Here is a 23463-nt window from a genome sequence, read left to right as displayed (position 1 = left end):
TATTTTCTAAGCGACAATTTGCCGGTACAAAATCATTCGAAGTGACTTAATTCCCCAAAATTCTTTCCCATAATTCACTCAATAATTTTTTAGCATCTCGAGTGTCTTTTTCTTTTTCAGTGATGATCACTTTGCCATTTTTCTTTTCTAATTGAAAGCTGAACGTAAAGTTTTTAGCGGAAGGAGAAAAACCTAACAAACCAAAACGTAAATCATTCAAGTAAAGTTTTTCATTCTCTTTGGTGATCGTGTACCAACCTTTAGTGATCTTGATGAGTCGCTGCACATTTTCTTCGTCTTTTAGATCTTCTAACCATTCGTGATTTTTTGGGTAAGCGGTAAATTGAATGGGTTTAGTATCAAAGAAAGAATAGTGCCCGATGAGGTAAGCGTCTTTTGTATCTACATTTGCTGTCCATAAAATCGTATTGAACGGAGAAGGCTTGGTTTCAATTTCTGAATATTGAATGTTTTGTTGCTGAAGTGCTTCCGTAAATTTTTGATAAGTAATCCCTTTCAGGATTAGCGTTAACAACATATATGCAGAACTAATGATTAATCCCAAATTATTAAGTTTTCTCCGTTTTGGAGAAGTTCTTTTCTTTCGCATCGCTAAAATCACAAAAACTAAAAAAGGTAAAGTATAAAGCGGATCGATCACAAAAATGTTCTTATAAGCTAAGCGTAAATCTAAGGGCCAAAATAATTGCGTTCCCCAAGTCGTATGCGCATCGAGTAATGGATGCGTGAGAAAACCCCAGAAAAACAGCCAAGACCAATTTTTCCAACTTACCGTTTTTTCCCAGCGGGAAACGAGCCAGCCAAAAACTGGAGCAAAAACAACTGAAAATACAATCGAGTGCGTAAACCCACGATGAATTTCTAAGGCAGTCACCGTATCGGTAAAATGGGAAGCAAAGGTGTCGAAATCTGGAATGGTACCGGCAATTGCTCCGTAAAGCATTGCTTTATTTCCCACTTTTTTTCCTAAAACCGCTTCACCAACGGCTGCTCCTAAAACGATTTGTGTTAATGAATCCATTTTCTATTTAATTTATTTTTTGAATTTGAAATCGAAAACGAAATTGAAGTCGAAGTCTTGATTTGTTTTCGTCATCCTGAACTTGTTTCAGGATCTCATCACGATGAACAAGGATAACTTTTTAAAAGTTTTAGACTGAAAATTATTTATTCAACTCAAAAATCAAATCTTCCTAACTCCTAACTCCTAACTCCTAACTCCTAACTCCTAACTCCTAACTCCTAACTCCTAACTATCGACAATATTCATTTTACGAAGTAAAAACGACGCATTCATATTTTGGCAAATCCCATCTTTAAATTGATAATCAAAATGCAATTCGTCATTAATAATTTCAGCATCAAAATAATGGTTTTTTACTTGCGGTAATTCGTTTGCTACCTCGCATAAACTTAGATCGTGCGTCGCAATAATTCCGGTAGAATGGGAGTTCACGAGTTTTTCAACAAATTTTCGAGAACCAATTGCTTTGTCGGTCGAGTTGGTTCCTTTTAAAATTTCATCGAGAATAATAAAATATTTATCATTTTTAATTTCATCAACAATAAATTTAAGTCGGCTCAATTCAGAATAAAAATAAGAAGCTTCATCGGCTAGAGAATCTACCGTTCGCATACTGGTGATGAGTTTGATGGGAGAATATTCACAAGTTTTGGCACAAACGGGAAGCCCAACATTTCCCATCACGATTTGTAATGAAACGGTTCTTAAAAATGTACTTTTCCCCGCCATATTAGCCCCGGTAATAATAAAAAATTCTTGCTGATCGATCTGATAATCGTTTGTAACCGCATCTTTCGGATTGATTAACGGATGCACCGCTTGCGTAGTTTTTAAGACCACTTTATTTTGCTGAATTTTCGGGAATGTATATTCTTGATGATTAAATGCAAAACCGCCTAACGAATTGTAGGCATCAAACTCATCGATCGCTTTAAACCAGTTATCGGTATGGTGCGAATAGGTTAAAATCCATTGTTCGAGATCGTAAGCCTTCCAAAGATCCCAAAGCATAAAACCGCTAATAAGCTGACCGAAAATCATAAAATTCTTTCGCTCTAAGCCATCTATAATTTTTGAAAATTCTTTGAAAACGACAGAAGCTTTTCTCTTTTCAATTTCGATTTTTTGTTGTTGTTTTCGGTTTAATTCCGCTTCAAAAGTGTTGTTTTCAATCAAGCCTAATAACAAGTGATATTGCTGAAAAGTGCTTTGTATTTCATTTACATAACCCGAAATTTCATTTACTTTTTTAGCGTAACGACCAATAATTGTCCAACCGATCACAAACCAAGCGGCCAAATAATACCAAGGAATCATCTCTATCGATAGCGCAATAAATAAGCCCAGAGAAACTACCGTAAAAATTTTAGGAAGCCATTTAAAAATTGAAGGAACAAAAGCTTGATAATTACTGAACCAGTCTAAGATAATCGACGATCTAACTTTTGCTTTCACCATTTTGGCGACCGCAGTAAACTCTTGTCTAAAATCTATTTTTTCAGCAAGCTCTTTGATGCTTTCCTGTTTTTCTTCAATATAGGTAATATCGTTGCTGCTCAATAAATCGGCTAACTTTTGCTTACCGGAAGCAAGTGCTGTTCTGTTTAAATATTGAAAAAATGAGCGATCTCCAAACAAATCGATATCCTGACTAAATTCGTGTTGCGGATTTACAAATTCTTTACCGTTAGGTAAGTCGTAAAAATCGCGGTGAAGAACTTTTATTTCGGTTTCGTTTAAGGCGATGAGTTGCTTTAATTTTTCTTTTTCTTGCTGAAGGTCGGTATGTCTGGAAACTAGAAACAAAAAACTGGCAATCGCTAAAAACACAAATAATAACACCAATGCGGTATTGCTCGAAAAAAAGTAGATTAGAAAAGCGAATACGAGAAAAATTGCTAAGCGTAACATACTCGAAGCAAAAAGCTTTCTTCGAATCTGGCTTAAAGAAGTTTGGTGTTGCTGAAGCTTATCTTGATAAACCGATAAAGGTGATTTCATGAAATTCTTATTGAAGTGTAATTTGTGCTAAAATACAGAACTTCCCGAAGAATTTATGACTCCATTTCTTTTAATTCCTGCTTTTGTTTTTTAGTCAATTTACTTACCACCAACTCGTAACTGTGATTAATAAAATGCTTAATTTGTTTTTCGGTAAGTTGAGAACCATTGATCACGACCGTGTTCCAATGTTTTTTGCTCATATGGTAACCGGCATAAATCTCTTCAGGATATTTTTCGCGCAGCTCGATCGCTTTCTCGGGATCGCATTTTAAATTGATCGCGGGATTACCCATTTCCCATTTTTCTAAACCAACGAGCGCAAACATTTTGCCCATCACTTTAAACACCAAAGTATCTTCATCGAAAGGAAAATCTTCTGTCGCGCCTTTAAAACTCAAGCAATATTCGCGAAGTTCTATAATATCCAAATTATTGGTTTTTAAGTTCTTGTTCTACTTTCGAAGAAGCTAATTTCTGCTGGGTAGAAGCGGTTTCTAACGCTGAATAATCTAATTTCCAATTGATGGTTTCTACCAATTTTTCAATCAGCTGAATGGTTTCTAGAGCTTGCGAAGAGGCTTCTTTTAACAAACCGCTGTTCGGTATTTTATCGACAATATGTTGTTTGGCCTCTTTATTAATATCGGTAAGATCTGAAGAAGTAAACGGGTTTGCCCAACCTTCACGTTTGTCGTAATATTTAAAATCGGTTTCGATGGTTAGTAATTCCGGCTGTGGGAAATTACTTAAATAAATGGTTTTCTTCTCGACATCAGAATTCATCTTAATTTTGGTGAGATCAAAACCTACGTGCGCTTTGGCTTCAATTAAAATAAGTGCTTTTTTGCTTCCTAAAAATAAATTAACCCATTTATCTTTTACGTTTTGATAATGGTAAATTTCAGAAAAATCGCCTTCTACAGTAATAAATTTACAAACGGCTCTAATTTTTTCCATGAGCACGACCGATTGTTTTTCTTCTTTCTCTTTTCGTTTTGAAGAGTTGAAAAACGAATACACAAAATATGCAGCAATGGCTCCGGCTGCTAAACCTATAAACAGTAATTCCATCTTAACAAAAGTTAATCGCTTCGAAGTTATTGATTATTTCCCTATTTCTCCCAAATGTGTGAATTTAAAACCTTTTTCGTATTTGAGTCTGTAGCCAAAAATCCTGTCAAAACTCGCGTGAGAAAAAAGTAAAACCCCTATCATTTGTACGATTTCAGAAGTTATAAAAATTCCGAAGAAATAAATAGCGATCGCCACAAATTTATGATGAAATAGATTGTAAGTAAATGCGCCCACTTTTGTGATGATTAAATACCCCAACATCCCAAGATCGGGCGCTAAAAACAAACCAATAAACCACCACCAAGAGAAATTTAGTTGCGAAAATAGAAAGATGCCAAGTAATAGCATCGCAAGTTCTTCGAGTTTTAAAGATGTTTTCATTTGAACGATTGATAGTTTTAGTTGAATAAATTACTTTTTTCATTTGAATAACCTATTAGGATGAGATCCTGAATCAAGTTCAGTATGACGAATCAACTTCAATTTCAACTTAAACTTCGGCTTCGAATTTATTTTCAACTTCAATTTCAATTTCGAATTCAACTTCTGCTTAATCTTCAACTTCAATTTTAAAGTATTTTATAAAGTACCGGTTTGCTGGGAGAAGCGTCGTTTTTAATCGAAGCAATTTGTAAATTCAGTAAATATTCGCCGTCTTTAATTTTATTAGAAACATAAATAAGTTCGGTAATGGTCGCGTCTTTTCGAGTATTTTCGGGGTAATTCCAAAAAGCGCGATGCGCAAGTAGCTGTCCGTCATCTTTTTCTTTATCTACCGAGGGCAGGTCGATCAATAAATGTTTAATCCCGCATTCTCGAATATAAGTTGCAGCCTCTTCTAACAGATAAGGCCAATTGGTATGGCTGTATTTTCGTCGTCTTTTCTTTTTGGTATTGGGTAAAGTTCTAATCACCAAAGCTTCCGCTTCATTTTTAGTCAGGTAATGTTGCAATTGTTTTTTAGAAATAGCGGCATCTTCGCCATAATTTTCTGGCACTAAAGAGATCACTTTTGCGGTAAAGAAAAACTGTTTTAAAGCTTTATTTACGCTGTAAAAATCTTCAGAAATATGGCCAACACATTCGGTGTGCGTTCCGTGTGCGTGCGGATTAAATTGTAGGTTATTAAAATTTACCGATGAGCCTTCAGAAACCTTAGCGATCCATTTTCCTTCTTGTACCGGTTCGATCGTTGGTTGCTCTAAATACCAGGCAATCGGGTTATTTTCATCTCCGCTTAAAGTGATCGAGAGATCGAGCGGTTTCGATAAGTCTACCGTAATAGTTTTGTTTTCGAGTTTAATTTTGGTAATCATTATGCTATTTTTGTTCAAGCTCTAATATAACCAATTCAGCAGAAAAGCAGGTAAAACTAAGGTAGTCTTAATGTAAATATGTTTTAATTACAAATAAGGTGGCGATAAACACTAAAAACCCAATTAGTATTAAAATACTCCATTTGTAATATTTTCGATGAAGTTTTGCGTCTTTTCTGTAGCTAATTACCATTACAATAGCAAAAGCGATCACAAAAAAAACAGCGAACATCCATTGGCCTTCGGTAAACATTTTTTCTATTTTTAGGCAAAATTAATCTATTCTTATGAAGAAACGTATCGACGCCGTAAAAGAATTTCATACCGCATTTGGTTTAAGCTATAAAGAAGAATTAACCGCTAGTTTGGGAGAAGCCAAAAACCTGCTTCGTTTTAACTTGATGAAAGAAGAAAACGAAGAATATTTAGAAGCCGCCAACAATAACGATATGGTTGAAGTTGCCGATGCGCTCGGCGATATGCTTTACATACTTTGCGGCACGATTATCGAGCATGGGATGCAACATAAGATCGAAGAAGTTTTTGAAGAAATACAACGTAGCAATATGAGCAAATTGGGCGCCGATGGTAAACCAATCTATCGCGAAGATGGAAAAGTTTTAAAAGGTTCTAATTATTTTAAACCCGATATCCAACAAATATTAGATAAATAATGGTGTTGCCTGAGGCCGGGCTATCTGTTGCAAGTCCGCAGTAAAAAATCAAAAAAACTAAGCCTGCAAAAAGCTTCTGAGGTCGCTCTTTGCAGGCTTGTTTTTATATGCTTTTTTGCTTTACGGGCTTTTCACGACTATCCCTAACATTTTTAGGTTTTAGGTAGTAGGAGTTAGGTAATGAGTTAGCGATATTCTAAAATATGCGGCTCGCGGAAATTATATTCATCTAAACGAAAAAGATTATCAAAATTACCGTTAAACTGCATGATGTTTTCTCCTTGTCCTGGCATATTGGGAAAGAGCGAAAACGAAAGCCGAATATTCTCAAACACAAAATAATCGTTGCTAATCAGAAAGCCAAAACCAAATCTTGTGTAAGCGTCATTTTTAAAAAAAGGGTCGGGTTCTTCACCAATAAAACCAATATCGAAAGCAATAAACGGACTCATACGAAAACCCAGCCAACTAAACGGAACATACGATTGCGTTTGAAAGTTAAACACAAACTTTCGGGTACCATAAACTTCTTCACTTCTAAAACCGTCAATACCATAATAACCGCCTAAATTAAGCCGGTCGGTAATAATATCTTCTCGATTAATACCTACCGTCATATTGGTTTTTACAAATTGCCGTAAATACCAATTTCCAAAATGAAAAATAGGAGTAAAATACGTTCCTTGCGCTTTAAATAACGATTGGCTGGCATTACCACCTCTAAAATAAGAACCGTATTGTAAGTTGGCTGCCAAATACCCAAAATCGGCAAAATAATTGGTAAGCGTAAGATCTGCTCCTAAATAAAAATTATTTTTTCCATCTTGGTTTTGCACTCCCGAATGGATGAAGTAACTATGACCAACGCCAATATCTTCAATATCTCCATTTCTAAAAATATAACGATCCCGAACATAATTAACCTGCCGAATACCAATAGAACCAAGTTTTATGTTTTGATTAGAAAAGAAGGCTACCGAGTCTACTTTTTCATCGGGTTTTTCTAAAAACTCTCGTTGTGCAAACCTTGCGGCAATAATTAAGTTCGTAGGTAAATCTCCTTTTTCTGTTTTTTTTTGGATGGGGATGGCGTAACCACCCCAAACATTAAAGGTGTTTGTTTTTAGCGGTTTTCGAAGGATACTATCTAAATTTTGATCGTAAAAATTTTCGTAATACTGCCTTCGTTCTGCACTTACTTCTCCTGCCCATCGAGTGTATGGCGAATAGAAAGTTCGGTTAATTCGAGCTAAATTTCGATAAGACTGATCAATGTTTACATCGCGGTAAATTTCAGCATTAATATAAGAATTGTAGAGGTTTTGAGCCCGGTAACCTAAAGTAAAGCCTTGGCGATCTGTATTTTCAAAATCTTGTTTATAACCGGCAATGTATTGATGCCCTAATCCGAAAAAATTATATTCAGTCAGCCTAATTTCTCCGTCGTTCGCAGAAATATCTCCATCTACTCCCAAACTCCAGCTATCTAAAACATAAATATGTAAATCGATAGAATCTGAGGTTTTTGAAATTTCTTCAGGTCTAATTAAAGTTCTTCTTACAAAATTTCTTCGACGTAATAAACGTTCAGATTCGAGTACGATCAACGAATCGAGCGGAGTGTTTTCTTCTAATAAAATTAATCCTCTTATCGTAAAAGGTTTGGTTTTAGCGTGTAAGGCGTTCCCTAAATTATCGATTCTTCGAGAAGGTTTTACGGTGGTATCTTTTTCACTATAACCAAAAGGATCGTAGGTGGTAATTCTAATTTTTCTAATGATCTTCCCTTGGTGCTCGGCAAAATTACGATCTAAAAGACTTTCAATTTGTCGTTGTGATTTTTTTTCATCAGAAGGGTTTACCGGTTCAAACATTAAACCGTGCAGCATTTTTGTGAATTTACTGCCTTTCGATTTTTCTTGTAGGTTTTTATAAAACTGTTCACTCTTTTTTAGTTGAATTGAATCGCGCTTATCTATCGTAGATAAGGTATCCTTTTTTTGAGCAAAAAGGGGCAAGCAGAACAAACAACATAAGAGAACAATATACCTCAATTCAAAACCTTCTAAGTGAATGCAGCAAACATAGATATTTTTTCTTAATCGGTATTTAAGATTAAGATTTGTTAACGCTTTTCAATAAACGGTATTTCACATTTTGAAAAGTTACTGAATAAAAAAAGCGCTACCAAATTGGTAACGCTTTTGTGATTTTAAAAGAGAAAGAAGTTTATTTTACTTCGTGTCTCCATCCAAATTTATCTTCAGCTTGATTATACTGAATATCTTGTAGTTTTTGTTTGAATCTCGCTCCGTAAGAATTTTCAACTTCCGGTAATTCATAATATTTTTCATTAAAATCAAAACCTAAGAAAGGTACGATTGTCGCAGCCGTTCCTGCACCAAAAATTTCTTTTAATTCTCCGTTGTTGGCGGCTCCAACAATTTCTTTAACGGGAACACGTCTTACTTCAACAGTTACGCCATCATCTTCAGCTAACGCAATAATACATTTACGTGTAATTCCATCTAAAATACGATCGTTAGTAGGAGCAGTAATTAATTTATCGCCTACTCTAAAGAAAACGTTCATTGTACCACATTCTTCTAAATATTCGTGCGTGTTTGCATCTGTCCAGATCACTTGTTGGTACCCTTTTTCTTTTGCTAAATTGGTTGGGTAAAACTGTGCAGCATAATTACCGGCAGCTTTTGCAAAACCAACACCACCATCGGCAGAACGACTGTATTTTTGAGCGATCGTTACTTTTACAGGGTTAGAATAGTAAGCTTTTGCCGGGCAGCAAATAATGATAAAACGATATTCATCTGAAGGTGATGCAGAAACACCATTTTCTGTCCCGATCACGAATGGTCGAATGTATAATGAATTTCCGCGTCCTTTCTTGATCCAGTCTTTATCTAATTTTAAAATCGTTTCTAAAGCTTCAAAAAAGTATTCTTTAGGAAAAGCCGGCATAGCTAATCTTTCTGCAGAAATATTGATACGGTTAAAATTGTCTTCTGGTCTAAATAACCAAATTTTATCGTTGTCGTCTTTAAAGGCTTTCATTCCTTCAAAAACCGCCTGACCGTAATGAAAAACTTTTGCAGAAGGTTCCATAGGAATTGGGCCGTAAGGTAAAACCTGTGGAGTTTGCCACTTCCCATCTTTATAATCACAAATCATCATATGGTCTGAGCAATGCTTTCCAAATGCTAAATTGTCAAAATCTACCTCGTTAATTCTCGAAGAAGAAGTTTTTGTGATATTTAAAGTGGTACTTTGAGTTTCCATTGTTGTGTGTTTTTAAATTTTTACAAAAGTATTAAATTAAAAATACTTGAAAAACTTCTAATATTCTTAAATTTGTATTAAATTATATTCAGTTAAATCCTATTTAAATTATGAAAAAAATAATTTTTGCCCTTTCAATTTTAGCTTTAGTGAGTTGTAAAGACAATTCTGAATCATCATCTCAAGAAAAGCCACAAGAAACTAAGGATATGGCAATTACGACAGAAAGTAATTTTGCAAGTTTTGGTGAAAAAATAAATGAAGAGAACGTGATCAGTGCTTCAGAAATGAAAGAAAAGTTTGAAGCCATGCAAGTAGGAGACACGTTAAACGTGAAATTTAAATCGACCGTCGATAAAGTTTGTAAGAAAAAAGGATGCTGGATGACGTTGAAGTTAGACGATTCGTTAACTTCTTTCGTAAAGTTTCAAGATTATAGCTTTTTTGTGCCTTTAAATGCAGAAAATAGAGCAACCATTGTTGAAGGAAAAGCTTATGTAACCGAAACTTCTGTGGAAGAATTACAACATTATGCGCAAGATGCCGGTAAATCTGAAGAAGAAATCGCTGCCATCACCGAGCCTGAAAAAGAATATGCTTTTATGGCTACCGGAGTTTTAATGGAAGAACCAGAAGAAAAATAATGCAAAAATTCTTTTTATATAGTATTGCGATAGTCGCTTTAGTAAGCTGTAAACAGGCAGAAGAAAATAAAGCAGAAGATACAGTCGCAAATAATAAAGAAGAAGTAAATGAGCCATTTCAGCTATATCAAATGTCTGAAATGGCTTCTTTTATGGAAGAAATGTATGCCGAACATCAAGTTTTAAAAGAACAAATTTTAAACGGCGAAACGCCAGACAGTTTGAGTTACGACTTGCTAAATCTGCATACGGCAACGATGACCGACAGCTCAGATTACGATGAGCGTTTTAAAAATATGACGAAGGTTTTTGTCGAGTACGAAGAAAAAATCGTGAGCGATCCGGCTAATGCAAAAGCTAATTATAACCAAGCGGTGCAACTTTGTATTTCTTGCCATCAATTAAAATGTACCGGACCCATCCCAAGAATAAAAAAACTCTTGATCAAGTAATTTTGAAACGAGAAATAATCACCACAGGAGACGGTTCAACCACTATTCATCTTCCGGAGTTGAACGAGCAATATCATTCTAAACACGGCGCGATGCAAGAAGCTTATCACGTGTTTATAAAAATGGGATTAGCTTTTTTACTTGAAAAAAATGCGACACAACCAATTCATATTTTAGAAATTGGTTTTGGTACGGGCTTAAATGCTTTGATCACTTCAATAGAAGCTGAAAAACATGAAGTTTCTATTCATTATAAAGGAGTTGAAGCTTATCCTGTTGAAATGAATGAGATTGAAAAACTCAATTATTCTATTCAATTTAAAGAAGAAAAGAAAAAGGCTGCAGAAGTTTTTTCTGCTATTCATCAAGCAACTTGGGAAACTTCAGTAAAGATTACCGATTATTTTCAGCTTACTAAAGAGCAGAAGTTTTTTAAAGAAATAGAAGACGAAAATACGTTCAATCTTATTTATTTTGATGCTTTTGGTGCGCGCGTACAACCTGAACTTTGGGAGCAACCTATTTTTGAAATTATGTATAAAGCGCTCAAACAAAATGGTGTTCTGGTCACTTATTCAGCTAAAGGGAGCGCAAGAAGAGCAATGCAAGCTTGCGGTTTTGAAGTTGAACGTTTGCCGGGACCACCGGGAAAACGAGAAATGCTCCGTGCTGTGAAAGTGTGATTTCTTCGATAAAAGGTAAAGCCGAAATTTATTTACTTCTTTGGTGTTAAACCTGTACTAATTAGTATTTCAGAACTAAACATTCTTTCTATTTTCAACTAAAAAAAAAGAAATGAAAGTTTTAATTACAGGAGCGACAGGCTTGGTTGGTTCTGAGATTGTGAAACTTTGCGAAAAAGAAAATATAGCGGTAAATTACTTAACGACTTCAAAAGAGAAGATTGAAAATAAGCCTAATTACCAAGGTTTTTATTGGAATCCTAAAACAGGTGAAATTGATAAAAATTGTTTGAATGGCGTTAGTAAAATTATAAACTTAGTCGGCGCAAGTGTTTCTAAACCTTGGACATCTTCCAATAAAAAAGCAATTTTAAATAGTAGGTTAGATTCTGCTAATTTGCTTTTAAAAACCTTGCAAGAAAACGAGAACGATATTACACAAATCGTTTCAGCAAGTGCAATTGGGGTTTACCCAGATTCATTAACCACTTTATATCACGAAGATTTTCCCGGCAAGGCCGATAACTTTTTAGGCGATGTTGTTGTAAAATGGGAAGCTGCCGTAGATCAATTTGCAAATGCCGGTCTTGAGGTTTGTAAAATTAGAATTGGTTTGGTGTTATCAGATAAAGGTGGCGCATTAACTCCCATCAAAAAAGTTGTGAATAATTATGTAGGTTCACCTTTAGGCAGCGGGAAGCAATGGCAATCGTGGATTCATATTGAAGATCTGGCAAGGATATTTTTATTTGCTATTGAGAAAAATTTAGATGGGGTTTATAATGGAGTAGCGCCCAACCCGGTAAGTAATAAACGTCTTACGTATGCAATTGCTAAAAAATTAAATAGACCTATACTATTGCCTAGAGTACCAAAGTTTATGTTGAAGTTAATTTTAGGTGAACGGTCAACTTTAGTGCTTTCTAGTCAACTAGTGAGTAATGGAAAATTAGATGCTTTAGGTTTTATTTATTATTATAATTATATAGGTCCTGCTTTAGAAGATTTAATATAAAAAAAGCCGCTATCAATTTTAATAGCGGCTTTTTTGTAAGCTTTAATTTTATAATTATGCTTTGTTAGCAACAACTTTAATCTCTAATTGAATATCGTCACTAATTACGTTATCTCCTACAAGGCTATCAAAAACAGATTTAGATCCGTAGTTTACATCCCAATCAGTTCTGTCGATAGTGAATTCTTCACTAGTCACAACTAATCTGTCTTCTTCCATAGAAGTAGTTACAGGAATGTTTACGTTTTTAGTATTTCCTTTTAAAGTTAAGTTTCCTTTTAACCATGTTTTACCGTCTTTTTCTTCAACACCGGTTACTTCAAAAGTAGCTTTCGGATATTCTTGTACGTTAAAGAAATCTCCTTCTTTACCTTCTACAGTTCCCATTAAGTGAGCTTCAAGGTTAGATTTTTGGTCACCTTCTAGGTCGGTAGCTTTAATAGATTTCATATCGATCGTTACTTTACCACTTTCGATTTGTTCTCCGGCTACGCTAAACTCTCCGCTTTCAACAGCGATAGTTCCTTCGTGACCACCACCAACTGGTTTTGTTCCTGCCCAATTAATTACAGACTCATCTGCAGAAATGCTATACACAGCAGCTTCTTCAGTAGCTTCAACTACTTCTTCAGCTTCTTTTGCTTCAGTTTCATTTTTAGCTTCATTCTTACAAGAAATTACAGACATACCTAATGCTGCAACCACGAACATGTTTAAAAATACTTTTTTCATTGTTATGATAATTTGGTTTAATTGAATTACACACAAAAATAAGTCTTGGTAAAACTTTAATTCTTAAATAATTCTTAAATTATAAGAATGACATTTTGACATTTTTTTAGAATTGGCAATACATTTGTCAAAAGAAGATTATTATAAAGTGAATAAAACAATGAGTAAAGATAAAGAGCTAAATAAAGAAGAAGAATCGTTAAAAGAAAACCTAGAAGAAACCATCGATCAAGCGATTGATGAGGTTGAAGGTGAAAACGATACAAAAGATGCTAAAGAAGAAAAAGAAGAACTTTCTGAAACCGATAAGCTAAAGCAAGAGGTTGAAAAAGAGAAAGATAAGTTTTTGCGTCTTTTTGCAGAATTTGAAAACTATAAAAGAAGAACCAGCAAAGAACGTGTAGAATTGTTTAAAACTGCCGGGCAAGACGTTATGGTTTCTATGCTTCCGGTTTTAGATGATTTTGATCGAGCTTTAAAGGAGATTGAAAAATCTGACGATGAAAACCTTTTTAAAGGAGTAGAATTAATCAGTAACAAATTAAGAGAAACTCTTAAAAACAAAGGTTTAGAGCCAATGGCTGTAAAAGCAGGTGACAAATTTGATGCAGATTTGCACGAGGCGATTACTCAAATTCCTGCGCCAGAGAAAAAGCTGAAAGGTAAAATCGTAGATGTAGTAGAAAAAGGCTATACCTTAGGAGAAAAGATTATAAGATATCCTAAAGTAGTTACTGGTAAGTAAGCCGATTTTAAAAATTTTAGAAATTTATATTGATGAAAGAAGATTATTATGACATATTAGGTGTTAGCAAAAATGCTAGTGCTGCAGAAATAAAGAAAGCATATCGTAAAATGGCTATTAAGTACCATCCCGATAAAAATCCGGATGATACCAAAGCAGAAGATATGTTTAAAAAATCTGCAGAAGCCTATGAGGTGTTAAGCGATCCTGACAAAAGAGCACGTTACGACCAAATGGGTCACGCAGCCTTTGATGGTTCTGGTGGCTTCGGTGGCGGCGGAGGTATGAATATGGACGATATCTTCAGTCAATTTGGTGATATTTTCGGTAGCGCTTTTGGCGGTGGCGGAGGTGGTTTCTCTGGTTTTGGCGGCTTTGGTGGCGGTGGTCAACGAAGAGCAAAAGGGAGTAACCTACGTATTCGTGTAAAACTTTCTTTAGAAGAGATTGCTAACGGAGTAGAGAAGAAGGTAAAAGTTAAACGAAAAGTTCAAGCTGCAGGTACTACTTATAAAACCTGTTCAACTTGTAACGGTACCGGTCAAGTAACACGCGTTACCAATACCATTTTAGGTAGAATGCAAACAGCTTCACCTTGTAATGTTTGTGGAGGTAGCGGTCAAATGATCGACCAAAAACCATCCGATGCCGATGCGCAAGGTTTAAAAGTACAAGAAGAAACCGTATCTATTAAAATACCGCCTGGAGTTGTAGAAGGTATGCAGCTTAAAGTAGGGGGTAAAGGTAATGAAGCTCCGGGTAACGGAATTGCAGGAGATTTACTTGTCGCTATTGAAGAAAAAGAGCACGAAAGTTTACAGCGTGAAGGTGATAACTTGCATTACGATCTTTACATAAGTTATCCAGAAGCTGCTTTAGGTGCGTCTAAAGAAATACAAACTGTTAGTGGTAAGGTTCGAATTAAAATTGAAGCCGGAGTACAAAGCGGAAAAATCTTAAGACTGCGAGGTAAAGGTATCCCAAGTATTAATGGTTACGGTAAAGGAGATTTATTGGTACACGTAAATGTTTGGACGCCAAAAACACTTTCTAAAGAACAAAAAGACTTCTTTGAAAAGATGCAAGGTGACGAGAATTTTGAGCCAAACCCTGAAAAGAGTGATAAATCATTTTTTGAAAAAGTTAAAGATATGTTTTCATAAATCGGTTTATTAACAAAATTTTATATATATTTGAATATCACTATTTAGTTATAGTGATATTTTTCTTTTTCATAGCAATTTTTTTCCCATCCTTAAGTCTATCAATTTAAGGATGGGTTTTATTTTTAAGCCAGTTTGTAAAAATAAATTGATTTAGATTTATCTATTTTTGCTGAATAATTGATGCATATGCAAAACCTCTTAGTCGCAGATAAAGTTTCTAAAAATTACGGAGATTTTAGAGCCTTAAATCAACTTTCTATAGAAGTTCCCAAACAAAGTATTTTTGGTATTCTTGGTCCTAACGGAGCAGGAAAAACGACCTTTATTCGAATTGTGAATCAAATTACGATGCCCGATGAAGGTAAAATACTATTAGATGGAGAACCGCTTCAACCAGAACATATTCAGTATATTGGGTATTTACCGGAAGAGCGAGGTTTGTATAAAAGTATGAAGGTTGGAGAGCAGGTTTTGTATTTAGCGCAACTTAAAGGCTTATCTAAAAAAGAAGCTACAAAACGTTTAAAATATTGGTTTGAGCGTTTAGAAATTGGCGACTGGTGGAATAAAAAAATACAAGAGCTTTCTAAAGGAATGGCTCAAAAAATTCAGTTTATCGTTACGGTTTTACATCAACCCAAACTGCTGATTTTTGATGAACCTTTTAGTGGTTTCGATCCTGTAAATGCTAATTTAATTCGTGATGAAATTTTAAAATTGCGTGAAGATGGTGCGACGATCTTATTTTCAACCCACCGGATGGAAAGTGTTGAAGAGCTTTGCGATTATATGGCACTTATTCATAAATCGAATAAATTATTAGATGGGAAGGTTTCTTCCATCAAAAAGAAATTTAAATCGAATACCTATCAAGTAGGGGTAGAGGTTGAAAATGAAGAGTATTTTCTTCAACAGGCAAAAGAAAAATTCAACATAGAGCCTACATTTTTTCATAGCATTCATCAAGACTTACAAGTAAACATACAAATCGCAGAACAATATTCGCAAAACGATCTATTGGCTTTTTTAATGAATCACGGTCGTATTAATCATTTTGTAGAAGTTGTTCCTTCAGTAAACGATATTTTTATTAAAACCATTCAGTCGCATGCGTAATTTAAAGCTCATTATTATAAGAGAATATTTGGCTCGTGTTCGTAATAAAACGTTTATGATCATGACGTTTTTGAGTCCGATTATTATGGTTGGGATGGTTGTTTTAATTGCTTATCTAAGTAGTTTGAACAGTGATGAAAATAAAATTGTGGCTATTTATGATGAAAGTGAAACTTTCTTTTCAGAATTTTCTTCAGATGAAGATATTAGCTATTTCGATTTTTCAGATATGCCATTAGAAGCTGCGATCGATTCGGTAGATAAAAAAGATTATTACGGATTGTTGTTTTTCCCCAATTCTACCGATAATCAATACTTAGCAAAGCATACTGAATTTTTTGCCAATAAAGCGCCGGGTATTTCTTTTATTAATCAAATTGAAAATAAAATCTCTTCCGTTTTAACTGAAAAAGAGTTGCAACGACGCGGCGTAGATCTAAATGCAATTAATCAAGCAAAAACAGAAGTAAACCTTCAGATCGAAAATTTTTCAGGTGAAGAAACCTCAAAACTTTCCAATTACGTAAAAATGTTTTTTGGGGGAGCCGCCGGTTACTTGTTAATGATGTTCATTATTATTTATGGGAATATGGTGATGCGCAGTGTAATTGAAGAAAAAACCAACCGCATTATCGAGATCATTATTTCTTCGGTTAAACCTATCCAATTAATGATCGGTAAAATTCTCGGGACAAGTTTCGCAGGAATAACTCAATTCGCCATTTGGATTGTCTTTGGAAGCATACTTCTTTTTGTGGTCACCGGTATTTTTGGCGTCGATATTTCAAGCTCAACTCCCGTTCCTGCCACGCAATTAGATGCAGGTTCTCAAGATGAAATCAGAAAATTATTAACCGATATTGTTCATCTTCCATTAGCAAAAATCATCGGTTGCTTTTTAATTTATTTTATTGGCGGTTACTTTTTATACAGTTCGGTTTACGCTGCTATTGGCGCAGCTGTCGATAGTGAAACCGATACGCAACAGTTTATGTTTCCTATCATTATCCCACTTATGCTAGGGATTTATGTAGGTTTCTTTTCTGTGATCGATAATCCTCACGGGATGGTGAGTACCATTTTTTCATACATACCTTTAACCTCTCCGGTGGTAATGTTAATGCGTATTCCTTTTGGTGTCGCATGGTGGGAAATTTTACTTTCAATACTCATTTTAGTCTTGTCTATTTTCGCTTTAGTTTGGATCGCAGCTAAAATTTATCGAGTTGGTATATTAATGTATGGTAAAAAACCGAGTTATAAAGAGTTATATCGCTGGTTAAAATATTAAGGAGTTTTTTAAGAATTCCCCAAAATAAAGTTAAGAACAATTATCTTTTAACACTATTCTATTAAATTGGCTCATTGTGTTTATTTAAGCATAACTAAACTAACTCTATGACCAATTATAAAAAGATATTTTTCATACTTAGCATTTGTTTAATATCATTTTCTGTACAATCTCAAACTACAGATCTAGCGAGAATTGAGTATTTAAGAATTCCTTTTTCAAACGGAAACCAGTCTTTAAACAGATTCCGTGCATTAATTCAAGCTCCAATTCCTATAAAAAAAGATTATTTAGTAATCGGTCTTGAATATCGTTACCTCGATTTAGATTTTGAAGGAGAATTACCTTTTGATCCTCAACGTATCGGAAATACCCAACGTTTTGAAGGAAGTGTTGGCTATATAAGAAAAATTAAAAATTCTAATTGGAGAATAGCAGGTAAAGTAGGCTTAAGAATTGCCTCTAATTTTGAAACATCTTTGGTTAATGACGACTTTATTTATCAGGGAGCAATCTATGCGATAAACGACGTGAAAGAACGTAAAGAAGGAGAAGTAGTAGTAGGCAAACCCTATCGTTGGATTTTAGGTCTTATCTATAGCACAACGCCCGGAAGAAATTATCCTATCCCTTTAGTAAATTACTACAGAGAAATCAATAAAACCTGGTCGTATACAGCCGGAGTGCCAAAATCATTAATTCGTTATAGCTTCAACGATAAAAATCATTTACAGGCATTTGCTACTTTAGATAATTTTTTCGCTAATATTCAGAACAATGTGCAAGTTGCGGGTTCATCTAGAATAGGTGAAAATATTTCGATGACCAATGTTACTTTAGGGATTGGTTTTGAGCATTACTTTACCGATCATTTATTATATTACTGCTACGCTGGTCATACGGTTTATAATGAATATAGAATAAGAAATAACGATCGAGACGATGTGTTTGTAATCGAAAATGATAATACATTTTACATTCGTAGCGGACTCAAATTTAAAATATAATTATGTCTAAAATACTGGTTATTGAAGATGAAGCAGCCATTAGAAGGGTGCTAAAAAAAATACTTACCGAAGAAAGTAAAGATTACCTCGTAGAAGAAGCCGAAGATGGTTTAGCTGCGATGGAAAAAATAAAAGAAGAAGATTACGATTTAGTGCTTTGCGATATCAAAATGCCAAAAATGGATGGCATTGAAGTTTTAGAAGCTACTAAAAAAATAAAACCGGAAACACCTTTTGTGATGATTTCCGGTCACGGCGATCTAGAAACAGCTGTCGATACGATGAAGCTTGGCGCTTTCGATTACATTTCTAAACCGCCAGATTTAAACCGATTATTAAATACGGTGAGAATAGCTTTAGACCGTAAAGAATTGGTAACCGAAAATAAGCGATTAAAGAAAAAGGTAAGCAAGCAATATCAAATGATTGGTGAATCTAGCGAAATCAACCAGATCAAAGAAATGATCGAGAAAGTAGCACCAACCGAAGCGCGTGTGCTTATTACCGGAGAAAACGGTACCGGTAAAGAATTGGTTGCACATTGGTTGCATCAAAAGAGTGAACGTTCTAAAGGCCCGATGATCGAGGTGAATTGCGCCGCGATCCCTTCAGAATTAATAGAAAGTGAATTATTTGGTCACGTAAAAGGAGCTTTTACTTCTGCCAATAAAGATCGCGCCGGTAAATTTGAAGCTGCAAACGGCGGAACTATTTTTCTAGATGAAATTGGCGATATGAGTCTGCCGGCACAAGCCAAAGTTTTACGAGCGTTGCAAGAAAATAAAATTCAGCGTGTAGGGAGCGATAAAGACATAAAAGTAAATGTACGTGTGGTAGCGGCGACCAATAAGAACCTGAAAAAAGAAATTGAAGACAAAAAATTTCGAGAAGACCTATACCATCGTTTAGCGGTTATTTTAATTCGAGTACCAAAGCTTAACGATCGCCGAGACGATATTCCGTTATTGGTCGATCATTTCACTAAAAAAGTAGCAGAAGAACAAGGCACGCAGCAAAAAGAATTCAGTAAAGAAGCGCTTCAGCTTTTGCAAGAATACGATTGGACGGGAAATATTCGGGAATTGCGAAATGTTATCGAACGTTTAATTATCTTAGGCGGAACTAAAATCGATAAAAAAGATGTCGAACTTTTTGCCAGTAAATAGATTGAAAAATTCTCTAATCATACTAAGCCTCTTTATCGGAGGCTTTTCTGCTTTTTCGCAACAAGCCATCGATTTTGGTTTGGGCGCCAACATAAGCACCGGTTTACAAGACGAATGGGGTATTCATCTAAAATCTCAATATCATTTAAATGAAAAGTGGAATCTCTACGGAGAGTACAACTTATTTTTTAGAAGAGATGTTATTGCCCAAAATACCGAGACTTACCACGCATTTGGTCTGGGAGCCAATTACCAGATCTTTCAAGTTTCTACTGCTAATATTTATGCAGGTTTAGGTTATGTGGCCAATAATTTTCCTATCGATGAGCGAAACCCCGATACCACAGAATTATTCTTCACAACCGGAAACATTAACCACGCCGCCAATTTAAAGTTGATGGGAATTTTGCCGCTGGGTGAGCACCTACATTTATTTGCAGAATATAATATTCGCAGTTTCGGCAAACGTTACGATACATTTACCTTCGGATTTATTTACCGACTTTCAGAATAAATTATTTCGTGTATTTATCTTCGTGTTTGGTAGGATCGTATTTCATAAAATACATCGTTTTACCATCTTCACGCTCCCAAGTATGAAATAAATCGAATCCAAATTTTTGATAAACGATCGTGTTTCTTCGGGTTTGTGTTTCAGCATAAAGCGGTAAATTGTATAAATGAGCGCGACGTAAAAATTCATCTTTCATCTCTTTACCAACCTGAGTGTCGGCACCACGCGCATCTTTAGAAATTCCCCAAAACCAGCAATATAAGTAGTCTTCGTTCGCAGGACGCTGATTTTTAATGTACTTCTGGTTCTTTAAAATGGTCGAAACATTTTTAAAGCCCGTTACATTTAAAACCAATTTTATATTTTCAATCGTTTCTTTAAAAAAGCCGGTTTTGCTCGTGCTGTTACGCAACACGATCGCAATTCCCATTTCGTTAGAAGAAAGGATCAATGCATCTTTAGCAATTGCTTTTTCAACCATATGTCGCGCTAAATATTTAAAACGCGCATCACGATCTCCACCTTTTTTTACAATCTGCATCGATGCCGGTGTTTCTTTCAAAATTTCGGCAACCCTGTCTATAATCACTTCTTTATCCAACCTGAAAATATTTTAGGCTACAAATATAAACATTAACAACGATTTTTTCGTCTTTTTTCAGGGGGTTCCCAACTGATGTTGGTCGGGCTTTACGCTATATCTTTTTTTGCCACTTATCAAAGCAAAAAAAGGATGCCGCTACAATCCCTAACCCAAATTCTTCATCAAATTTTAAAAGAAAGCTTAGCGTTATTCCGTGCTTGATCCTGAATCGCATCCAGATAAGAAAAAACTTTTCAAGATGAGATTCAAAATTATAAATTTAGTAAAATTCTAATGAGAAGATTATTCCTGCAAGGTTTGGTAAACCTTGTAGGTATTTCACATTAAAAAAAAATATTTTACGAAGTCAAAAAAAGACCTTGCAGGAGTGCTGAGTTTTAAATAACTAAAAATAAACGCTTAAAGTCTTTAAGGGAATAAATTATATTTAGACTTCCGCTAACATCAATTAACAAACATTTAGGTTGGGGTTTTTCCTTTCAAAAGCATTTCAAATTATCTTTGAGAAACTAAGAAATTCTTTCAGAAAATGGCAATAATAGGTTCTTTAATAAAAGGCGCGATCGACGTTGCAGGAAATTTTGTTTCACATTCAAAACATATCGAAAACCAGCAAAAAGTTTTAAAAAGTTTACTAGAAAAAGCAAAAGACACCGCTTTTGGTAAATATTATGGTTTTCAGCAAATTTTAGAAGCAGACGATATCGCAAAAGCTTTTCAAGAAAAAGTTCCTTATTTCGATTATCATCAAATGCAAGAGCAATGGTGGTACAAGTTGCACGAAGGTTTAGAAGATATTACTTGGCCGGGAAATCCATCGTATTACGCGTTAAGTTCTGGTACGACCGGGAAAACCAGTAAGCGTATTCCGGTAACCGACGAGATGATCGATTCGATTAGAAATGCAGGAATCAAGCAAGTGACCGCACTTTCTAATTTCGATATGCCTTCCGATTTTTTTGAGAAAGAAATTATGATGTTAGGGAGTAGTACCAACCTTCAAGAAAAAGATGGCCATTTAGAAGGAGAAATTAGTGGGATTAGTGCTAGTAATATTCCGTTTTGGTTTCAAGGCTATTACAAACCGGGTAAAGAAATTGCACAAATAGACGATTGGGATGAGCGTGTAAAGCATATTGCCGAAAATGCCAAAAACTGGGATATTGGTGCTTTAAGCGGAATCCCTTCTTGGATGGAGCTGATGCTAAAAGAAGTGATCGATTATCATAACGTAAAAAATATTCACGAGGTTTGGCCCAACTTACAAGTTTACACTTCTGGTGGAGTAGCTTTTGAGCCTTACGAAAAGAGTTTCCAAGCTTTGATGGATAAACCAATTACGGTGATCGATACCTATTTAGCTTCCGAAGGTTTTCTAGCTTGCCAAATGCGTCCTGAAACTTCTTCGATGGAGTTAGTGACCGATAATGGCGTGTATTTTGAATTTGTTCCTTTTGAGCCCGATTACATAAATCCCGATGGTTCTTTAAAACAAGATGCGCCGGTAAAAACCTTAGCAGAAGTAGAGAAAGATGTCGATTACGTATTGTTGATTAGTACCGTTTCCGGTACTTGGCGCTATTTAATTGGCGATACCATTGCGTTTACCGACGTAGAAAGAGCTGAAATAAAAATTACCGGAAGAACCAAGTTTTTCTTAAATGTGGTAGGTTCTCAGCTTTCAGTTAATAAAATGAATAAAGCGATTCAAGAACTCGAAGAACAATTTGATATTGAACTGCCGGAGTTTACCGTTGCCGCTGTAAAAATAAATGGCGAATTTCATCACGTTTGGCATATTGGTACCGATCAAGAAATTTCTGTTTCTGAAGAAGAGCTTGCGGAAGCTTTAGATAAAAATCTAAAAGATGCTAACAAAAACTATAGCGTAGCGAGATCGAAAGCCTTAAAAGGCGTAAAAGTAAATCTACTCCCGATGGAAATTTTTTACGAGTGGAGTGGCGCCTACAAGAAAAAAGGCGGACAAGTAAAAATGGAAAAAGTAATGGGCGAAGAAAAGTACGAAGAATTCACTGAGTTCGTAAAACAGAATTCTTAGTTTTTAAAATATCAAAAAGTTAGATGCTGAATTTAATTCAATACTCATATATACTAAAATCACCTTATCTTAAAAAACCAGATTAAGGTGATTTTTAGTTCTAAATGTTTGTCTACATCATGCTGAACTTGATTCAGCATCTCACCTAGAGCATCAAACCAGCTTTTTCTTAACGAATATCGAAAGATTTATAAACTCTCTTTCTGAAGTTCTTTTTCAACCTCTTTTTCAACATCAGCAATATCGAGGTGATTTACCAGTTCCATAATTTCTTCTGGCGACATGTATAAACGTTTTATTCTGTTTTTATATTTGGGTGAAATACTGGTGTTATTTAAAATAAAATTCTTCGTTGCCAAAATGTATTGATACATTCCGTGTTTTACAGCGTAAGTATCTGCGGCACGTTCCACTTCTTGAATGTGAGTAGTAGAAAATAAGTATTTTAAGGCAAAAGAGATCATATTTAATGTACTTCGATCGCGATAATCCATCACGTGCCCTAACTCGTGACCAATCCAGCCAATAAGCACATCGTCTTCCACATCTAGAATTGAAAATTCTTCTCCTTCAATATGAAACTTTTCAGAAATTAAAATTACATAGGCTCTATTTTTTCGGCTTTTAAAGATACTTGCATACGTTGGTTGCGCTTGCATAGTCGATTTTTTAATCTCTTTTTTAAACCGAAATGCAATGGGGGTATCCTTGAGTTGCGGATAATGGGTTAGAGCAACTTCAACTTGATCTTTTATGGAAAGTGGTATTTCTTTGTTGGTGTAATTCATCATTTAAATATCTACTTTCAATTTAAAAGTTTCAACATTGTTTTTCTATTAAAGTAGTCATAAAACTTCAT

General features: G+C 35.1%; 25 protein-coding genes. 13 read left to right on the top strand and 12 right to left on the bottom strand.

Annotated features, from left to right (window positions below):
- Positions 1 to 46: 46 nt before the first annotated feature.
- The 7 genes from G551_RS0103850 to G551_RS0103820 all read right to left on the bottom strand — a co-directional run bounded on the left by G551_RS0103850 (position 47) and on the right by G551_RS0103820 (position 5692).
- Positions 47 to 1042, bottom strand: coding sequence for a metal-dependent hydrolase (locus G551_RS0103850; RefSeq protein ID WP_027884322.1), 996 nt, complete (start codon positions 1040 to 1042; stop codon positions 47 to 49).
- 228 nt (positions 1043 to 1270) lie between these two features.
- Positions 1271 to 3046 (bottom strand): MutS-related protein, encoded by a 1776-nt coding sequence (locus tag G551_RS0103845; protein WP_027884321.1) that lies wholly within the window; start codon positions 3044 to 3046, stop codon positions 1271 to 1273.
- Between the two features lie 53 nt (positions 3047 to 3099).
- Entirely contained in the window at positions 3100 to 3477 is a 378-nt protein-coding gene (locus G551_RS0103840) for an MmcQ/YjbR family DNA-binding protein (RefSeq protein WP_027884320.1), read from the bottom strand.
- A gap of 1 nt (position 3478) precedes the next feature.
- Positions 3479 to 4120 (bottom strand): DUF4230 domain-containing protein, encoded by a 642-nt coding sequence (locus G551_RS0103835; protein WP_027884319.1) that lies wholly within the window; start codon positions 4118 to 4120, stop codon positions 3479 to 3481.
- A 33-nt stretch (positions 4121 to 4153) separates the two neighbouring features.
- On the bottom strand, positions 4154 to 4504 hold the full coding sequence (locus G551_RS0103830; RefSeq protein WP_027884318.1) for a DUF4260 domain-containing protein: 351 nt from the start codon (positions 4502 to 4504) through the stop codon (positions 4154 to 4156).
- A 188-nt stretch (positions 4505 to 4692) separates the two neighbouring features.
- Positions 4693 to 5439, bottom strand: coding sequence for a cyclase family protein (locus G551_RS0103825; protein WP_027884317.1), 747 nt, complete (start codon positions 5437 to 5439; stop codon positions 4693 to 4695).
- Between the two features lie 67 nt (positions 5440 to 5506).
- Positions 5507 to 5692 carry a hypothetical protein gene (locus tag G551_RS0103820; RefSeq protein WP_027884316.1) on the bottom strand — a complete coding sequence of 62 codons (186 nt, stop codon included), beginning with the start codon at positions 5690 to 5692 and terminating at the stop codon, positions 5507 to 5509.
- Between the two features lie 34 nt (positions 5693 to 5726).
- Between G551_RS0103820 and G551_RS0103815 the strand changes: the two genes are divergently transcribed.
- Positions 5727 to 6113 carry a pyrophosphohydrolase domain-containing protein gene (locus tag G551_RS0103815; protein ID WP_027884315.1) on the top strand — a complete coding sequence of 129 codons (387 nt, stop codon included), beginning with the start codon at positions 5727 to 5729 and terminating at the stop codon, positions 6111 to 6113.
- 185 nt (positions 6114 to 6298) lie between these two features.
- Here the strand turns inward: G551_RS0103815 and G551_RS0103810 are convergent, their stop codons facing one another.
- Complete coding sequence (locus G551_RS0103810; RefSeq protein ID WP_156876753.1) at positions 6299 to 8002, bottom strand: BamA/TamA family outer membrane protein; 1704 nt, start codon at positions 8000 to 8002, stop codon at positions 6299 to 6301.
- Positions 8003 to 8342: 340 nt separating this feature from the next.
- Positions 8343 to 9410 (bottom strand): branched-chain amino acid aminotransferase, encoded by a 1068-nt coding sequence (locus G551_RS0103805; RefSeq protein WP_027884313.1) that lies wholly within the window; start codon positions 9408 to 9410, stop codon positions 8343 to 8345.
- A 110-nt stretch (positions 9411 to 9520) separates the two neighbouring features.
- Here G551_RS0103805 and G551_RS0103800 point away from each other — a divergent pair, with 110 nt between their 5' ends.
- The 4 genes from G551_RS0103800 (at position 9521) to G551_RS0103785 (ending at position 12204) form a co-directional block, all read left to right on the top strand.
- Positions 9521 to 10054, top strand: coding sequence for a DUF4920 domain-containing protein (locus tag G551_RS0103800; RefSeq protein ID WP_027884312.1), 534 nt, complete (start codon positions 9521 to 9523; stop codon positions 10052 to 10054).
- Entirely contained in the window at positions 10054 to 10506 is a 453-nt protein-coding gene (locus G551_RS0103795; RefSeq protein WP_051191249.1) for a hypothetical protein, read from the top strand. Before G551_RS0103800 ends, G551_RS0103795 begins: the two co-directional genes overlap by 1 nt.
- Before the next feature lie 2 nt (positions 10507 to 10508).
- Positions 10509 to 11189, top strand: coding sequence for a tRNA (5-methylaminomethyl-2-thiouridine)(34)-methyltransferase MnmD (mnmD, locus tag G551_RS0103790; RefSeq protein ID WP_027884310.1), 681 nt, complete (start codon positions 10509 to 10511; stop codon positions 11187 to 11189).
- Positions 11190 to 11301: 112 nt separating this feature from the next.
- Positions 11302 to 12204, top strand: coding sequence for a TIGR01777 family oxidoreductase (locus tag G551_RS0103785; RefSeq protein ID WP_027884309.1), 903 nt, complete (start codon positions 11302 to 11304; stop codon positions 12202 to 12204).
- 54 nt (positions 12205 to 12258) lie between these two features.
- Here G551_RS0103785 and G551_RS0103780 read toward each other — a convergent pair whose 3' ends face one another.
- Complete coding sequence (locus G551_RS0103780; RefSeq protein WP_027884308.1) at positions 12259 to 12936, bottom strand: YceI family protein; 678 nt, start codon at positions 12934 to 12936, stop codon at positions 12259 to 12261.
- A gap of 160 nt (positions 12937 to 13096) precedes the next feature.
- Here G551_RS0103780 and G551_RS0103775 point away from each other — a divergent pair, with 160 nt between their 5' ends.
- The 7 genes from G551_RS0103775 to G551_RS0103745 all read left to right on the top strand — a co-directional run bounded on the left by G551_RS0103775 (position 13097) and on the right by G551_RS0103745 (position 19941).
- Positions 13097 to 13681 carry a nucleotide exchange factor GrpE gene (locus G551_RS0103775; protein WP_027884307.1) on the top strand — a complete coding sequence of 195 codons (585 nt, stop codon included), beginning with the start codon at positions 13097 to 13099 and terminating at the stop codon, positions 13679 to 13681.
- A 32-nt stretch (positions 13682 to 13713) separates the two neighbouring features.
- Positions 13714 to 14844, top strand: coding sequence for a molecular chaperone DnaJ (gene dnaJ, locus G551_RS0103770; RefSeq protein WP_027884306.1), 1131 nt, complete (start codon positions 13714 to 13716; stop codon positions 14842 to 14844).
- A 189-nt stretch (positions 14845 to 15033) separates the two neighbouring features.
- Entirely contained in the window at positions 15034 to 15963 is a 930-nt protein-coding gene (locus tag G551_RS0103765) for an ABC transporter ATP-binding protein (protein WP_027884305.1), read from the top strand.
- On the top strand, positions 15956 to 17254 hold the full coding sequence (locus tag G551_RS0103760) for an ABC transporter permease (protein ID WP_027884304.1): 1299 nt from the start codon (positions 15956 to 15958) through the stop codon (positions 17252 to 17254). Before G551_RS0103765 ends, G551_RS0103760 begins: the two co-directional genes overlap by 8 nt.
- A gap of 107 nt (positions 17255 to 17361) precedes the next feature.
- The gene (locus G551_RS0103755) at positions 17362 to 18261 is read left to right on the top strand and encodes a DUF6268 family outer membrane beta-barrel protein (protein ID WP_027884303.1); all 900 of its coding nucleotides are present in this window, start codon (positions 17362 to 17364) and stop codon (positions 18259 to 18261) included.
- A gap of 2 nt (positions 18262 to 18263) precedes the next feature.
- Entirely contained in the window at positions 18264 to 19427 is a 1164-nt protein-coding gene (locus G551_RS0103750; protein ID WP_027884302.1) for a sigma-54-dependent transcriptional regulator, read from the top strand.
- 1 nt (position 19428) lies between these two features.
- Positions 19429 to 19941: an outer membrane beta-barrel protein gene (locus tag G551_RS0103745; RefSeq protein ID WP_027884301.1), complete on the top strand. Its 513-nt coding sequence runs from the start codon at positions 19429 to 19431 to the stop codon at positions 19939 to 19941.
- Position 19942: 1 nt separating this feature from the next.
- On the opposite strand, the gene G551_RS0103740 is transcribed toward G551_RS0103745, so the two are convergent.
- Positions 19943 to 20542: a hypothetical protein gene (locus G551_RS0103740; protein WP_051191246.1), complete on the bottom strand. Its 600-nt coding sequence runs from the start codon at positions 20540 to 20542 to the stop codon at positions 19943 to 19945.
- 532 nt (positions 20543 to 21074) lie between these two features.
- On the opposite strand from G551_RS0103740, the gene G551_RS0103730 reads away from it, so the two are divergent.
- Entirely contained in the window at positions 21075 to 22604 is a 1530-nt protein-coding gene (locus tag G551_RS0103730) for a GH3 family domain-containing protein (RefSeq protein WP_027884299.1), read from the top strand.
- A 188-nt stretch (positions 22605 to 22792) separates the two neighbouring features.
- On the opposite strand, the gene G551_RS0103725 is transcribed toward G551_RS0103730, so the two are convergent.
- Positions 22793 to 23392 (bottom strand): hypothetical protein, encoded by a 600-nt coding sequence (locus G551_RS0103725; RefSeq protein WP_027884298.1) that lies wholly within the window; start codon positions 23390 to 23392, stop codon positions 22793 to 22795.
- Between the last annotated feature and the right edge of the window lie 71 nt (positions 23393 to 23463).

The organism is Mesonia mobilis DSM 19841 (assembly GCF_000423405.1).
GTDB classification, from domain to species: Bacteria; Bacteroidota; Bacteroidia; order Flavobacteriales; family Flavobacteriaceae; genus Mesonia; species Mesonia mobilis.
This window is presented reverse-complemented; position numbering and strand designations above follow the sequence as displayed.

Excerpts from the sequence above, each read along its gene's own strand:
- G551_RS0103775 (WP_027884307.1), top strand. The coding sequence starts at position 13,097 with ATGAGTAAAGATAAAGAGCTAAATAAAGAAGAAGAATCGTTAAAAGAA.
- G551_RS0103835 (WP_027884319.1), bottom strand. The coding sequence starts at position 4,120 with ATGGAATTACTGTTTATAGGTTTAGCAGCCGGAGCCATTGCTGCATAT.
- G551_RS0103825 (WP_027884317.1), bottom strand. The coding sequence starts at position 5,439 with ATGATTACCAAAATTAAACTCGAAAACAAAACTATTACGGTAGACTTA.
- G551_RS0103755 (WP_027884303.1), top strand. The coding sequence starts at position 17,362 with ATGACCAATTATAAAAAGATATTTTTCATACTTAGCATTTGTTTAATA.
- G551_RS0103765 (WP_027884305.1), top strand. The coding sequence starts at position 15,034 with ATGCAAAACCTCTTAGTCGCAGATAAAGTTTCTAAAAATTACGGAGAT.
- G551_RS0103830 (WP_027884318.1), bottom strand. The coding sequence starts at position 4,504 with ATGAAAACATCTTTAAAACTCGAAGAACTTGCGATGCTATTACTTGGC.
- G551_RS0103725 (WP_027884298.1), bottom strand. The coding sequence starts at position 23,392 with ATGAATTACACCAACAAAGAAATACCACTTTCCATAAAAGATCAAGTT.
- G551_RS0103750 (WP_027884302.1), top strand. The coding sequence starts at position 18,264 with ATGTCTAAAATACTGGTTATTGAAGATGAAGCAGCCATTAGAAGGGTG.
- G551_RS0103780 (WP_027884308.1), bottom strand. The coding sequence starts at position 12,936 with ATGAAAAAAGTATTTTTAAACATGTTCGTGGTTGCAGCATTAGGTATG.
- G551_RS0103815 (WP_027884315.1), top strand. The coding sequence starts at position 5,727 with ATGAAGAAACGTATCGACGCCGTAAAAGAATTTCATACCGCATTTGGT.
- G551_RS0103730 (WP_027884299.1), top strand. The coding sequence starts at position 21,075 with ATGGCAATAATAGGTTCTTTAATAAAAGGCGCGATCGACGTTGCAGGA.
- G551_RS0103795 (WP_051191249.1), top strand. The coding sequence starts at position 10,054 with ATGCAAAAATTCTTTTTATATAGTATTGCGATAGTCGCTTTAGTAAGC.
- G551_RS0103850 (WP_027884322.1), bottom strand. The coding sequence starts at position 1,042 with ATGGATTCATTAACACAAATCGTTTTAGGAGCAGCCGTTGGTGAAGCG.
- G551_RS0103800 (WP_027884312.1), top strand. The coding sequence starts at position 9,521 with ATGAAAAAAATAATTTTTGCCCTTTCAATTTTAGCTTTAGTGAGTTGT.
- G551_RS0103820 (WP_027884316.1), bottom strand. The coding sequence starts at position 5,692 with ATGTTTACCGAAGGCCAATGGATGTTCGCTGTTTTTTTTGTGATCGCT.
- G551_RS0103810 (WP_156876753.1), bottom strand. The coding sequence starts at position 8,002 with ATGCTGCACGGTTTAATGTTTGAACCGGTAAACCCTTCTGATGAAAAA.
- G551_RS0103845 (WP_027884321.1), bottom strand. The coding sequence starts at position 3,046 with ATGAAATCACCTTTATCGGTTTATCAAGATAAGCTTCAGCAACACCAA.
- dnaJ (WP_027884306.1), top strand. The coding sequence starts at position 13,714 with ATGAAAGAAGATTATTATGACATATTAGGTGTTAGCAAAAATGCTAGT.
- G551_RS0103760 (WP_027884304.1), top strand. The coding sequence starts at position 15,956 with ATGCGTAATTTAAAGCTCATTATTATAAGAGAATATTTGGCTCGTGTT.
- G551_RS0103805 (WP_027884313.1), bottom strand. The coding sequence starts at position 9,410 with ATGGAAACTCAAAGTACCACTTTAAATATCACAAAAACTTCTTCTTCG.
- G551_RS0103785 (WP_027884309.1), top strand. The coding sequence starts at position 11,302 with ATGAAAGTTTTAATTACAGGAGCGACAGGCTTGGTTGGTTCTGAGATT.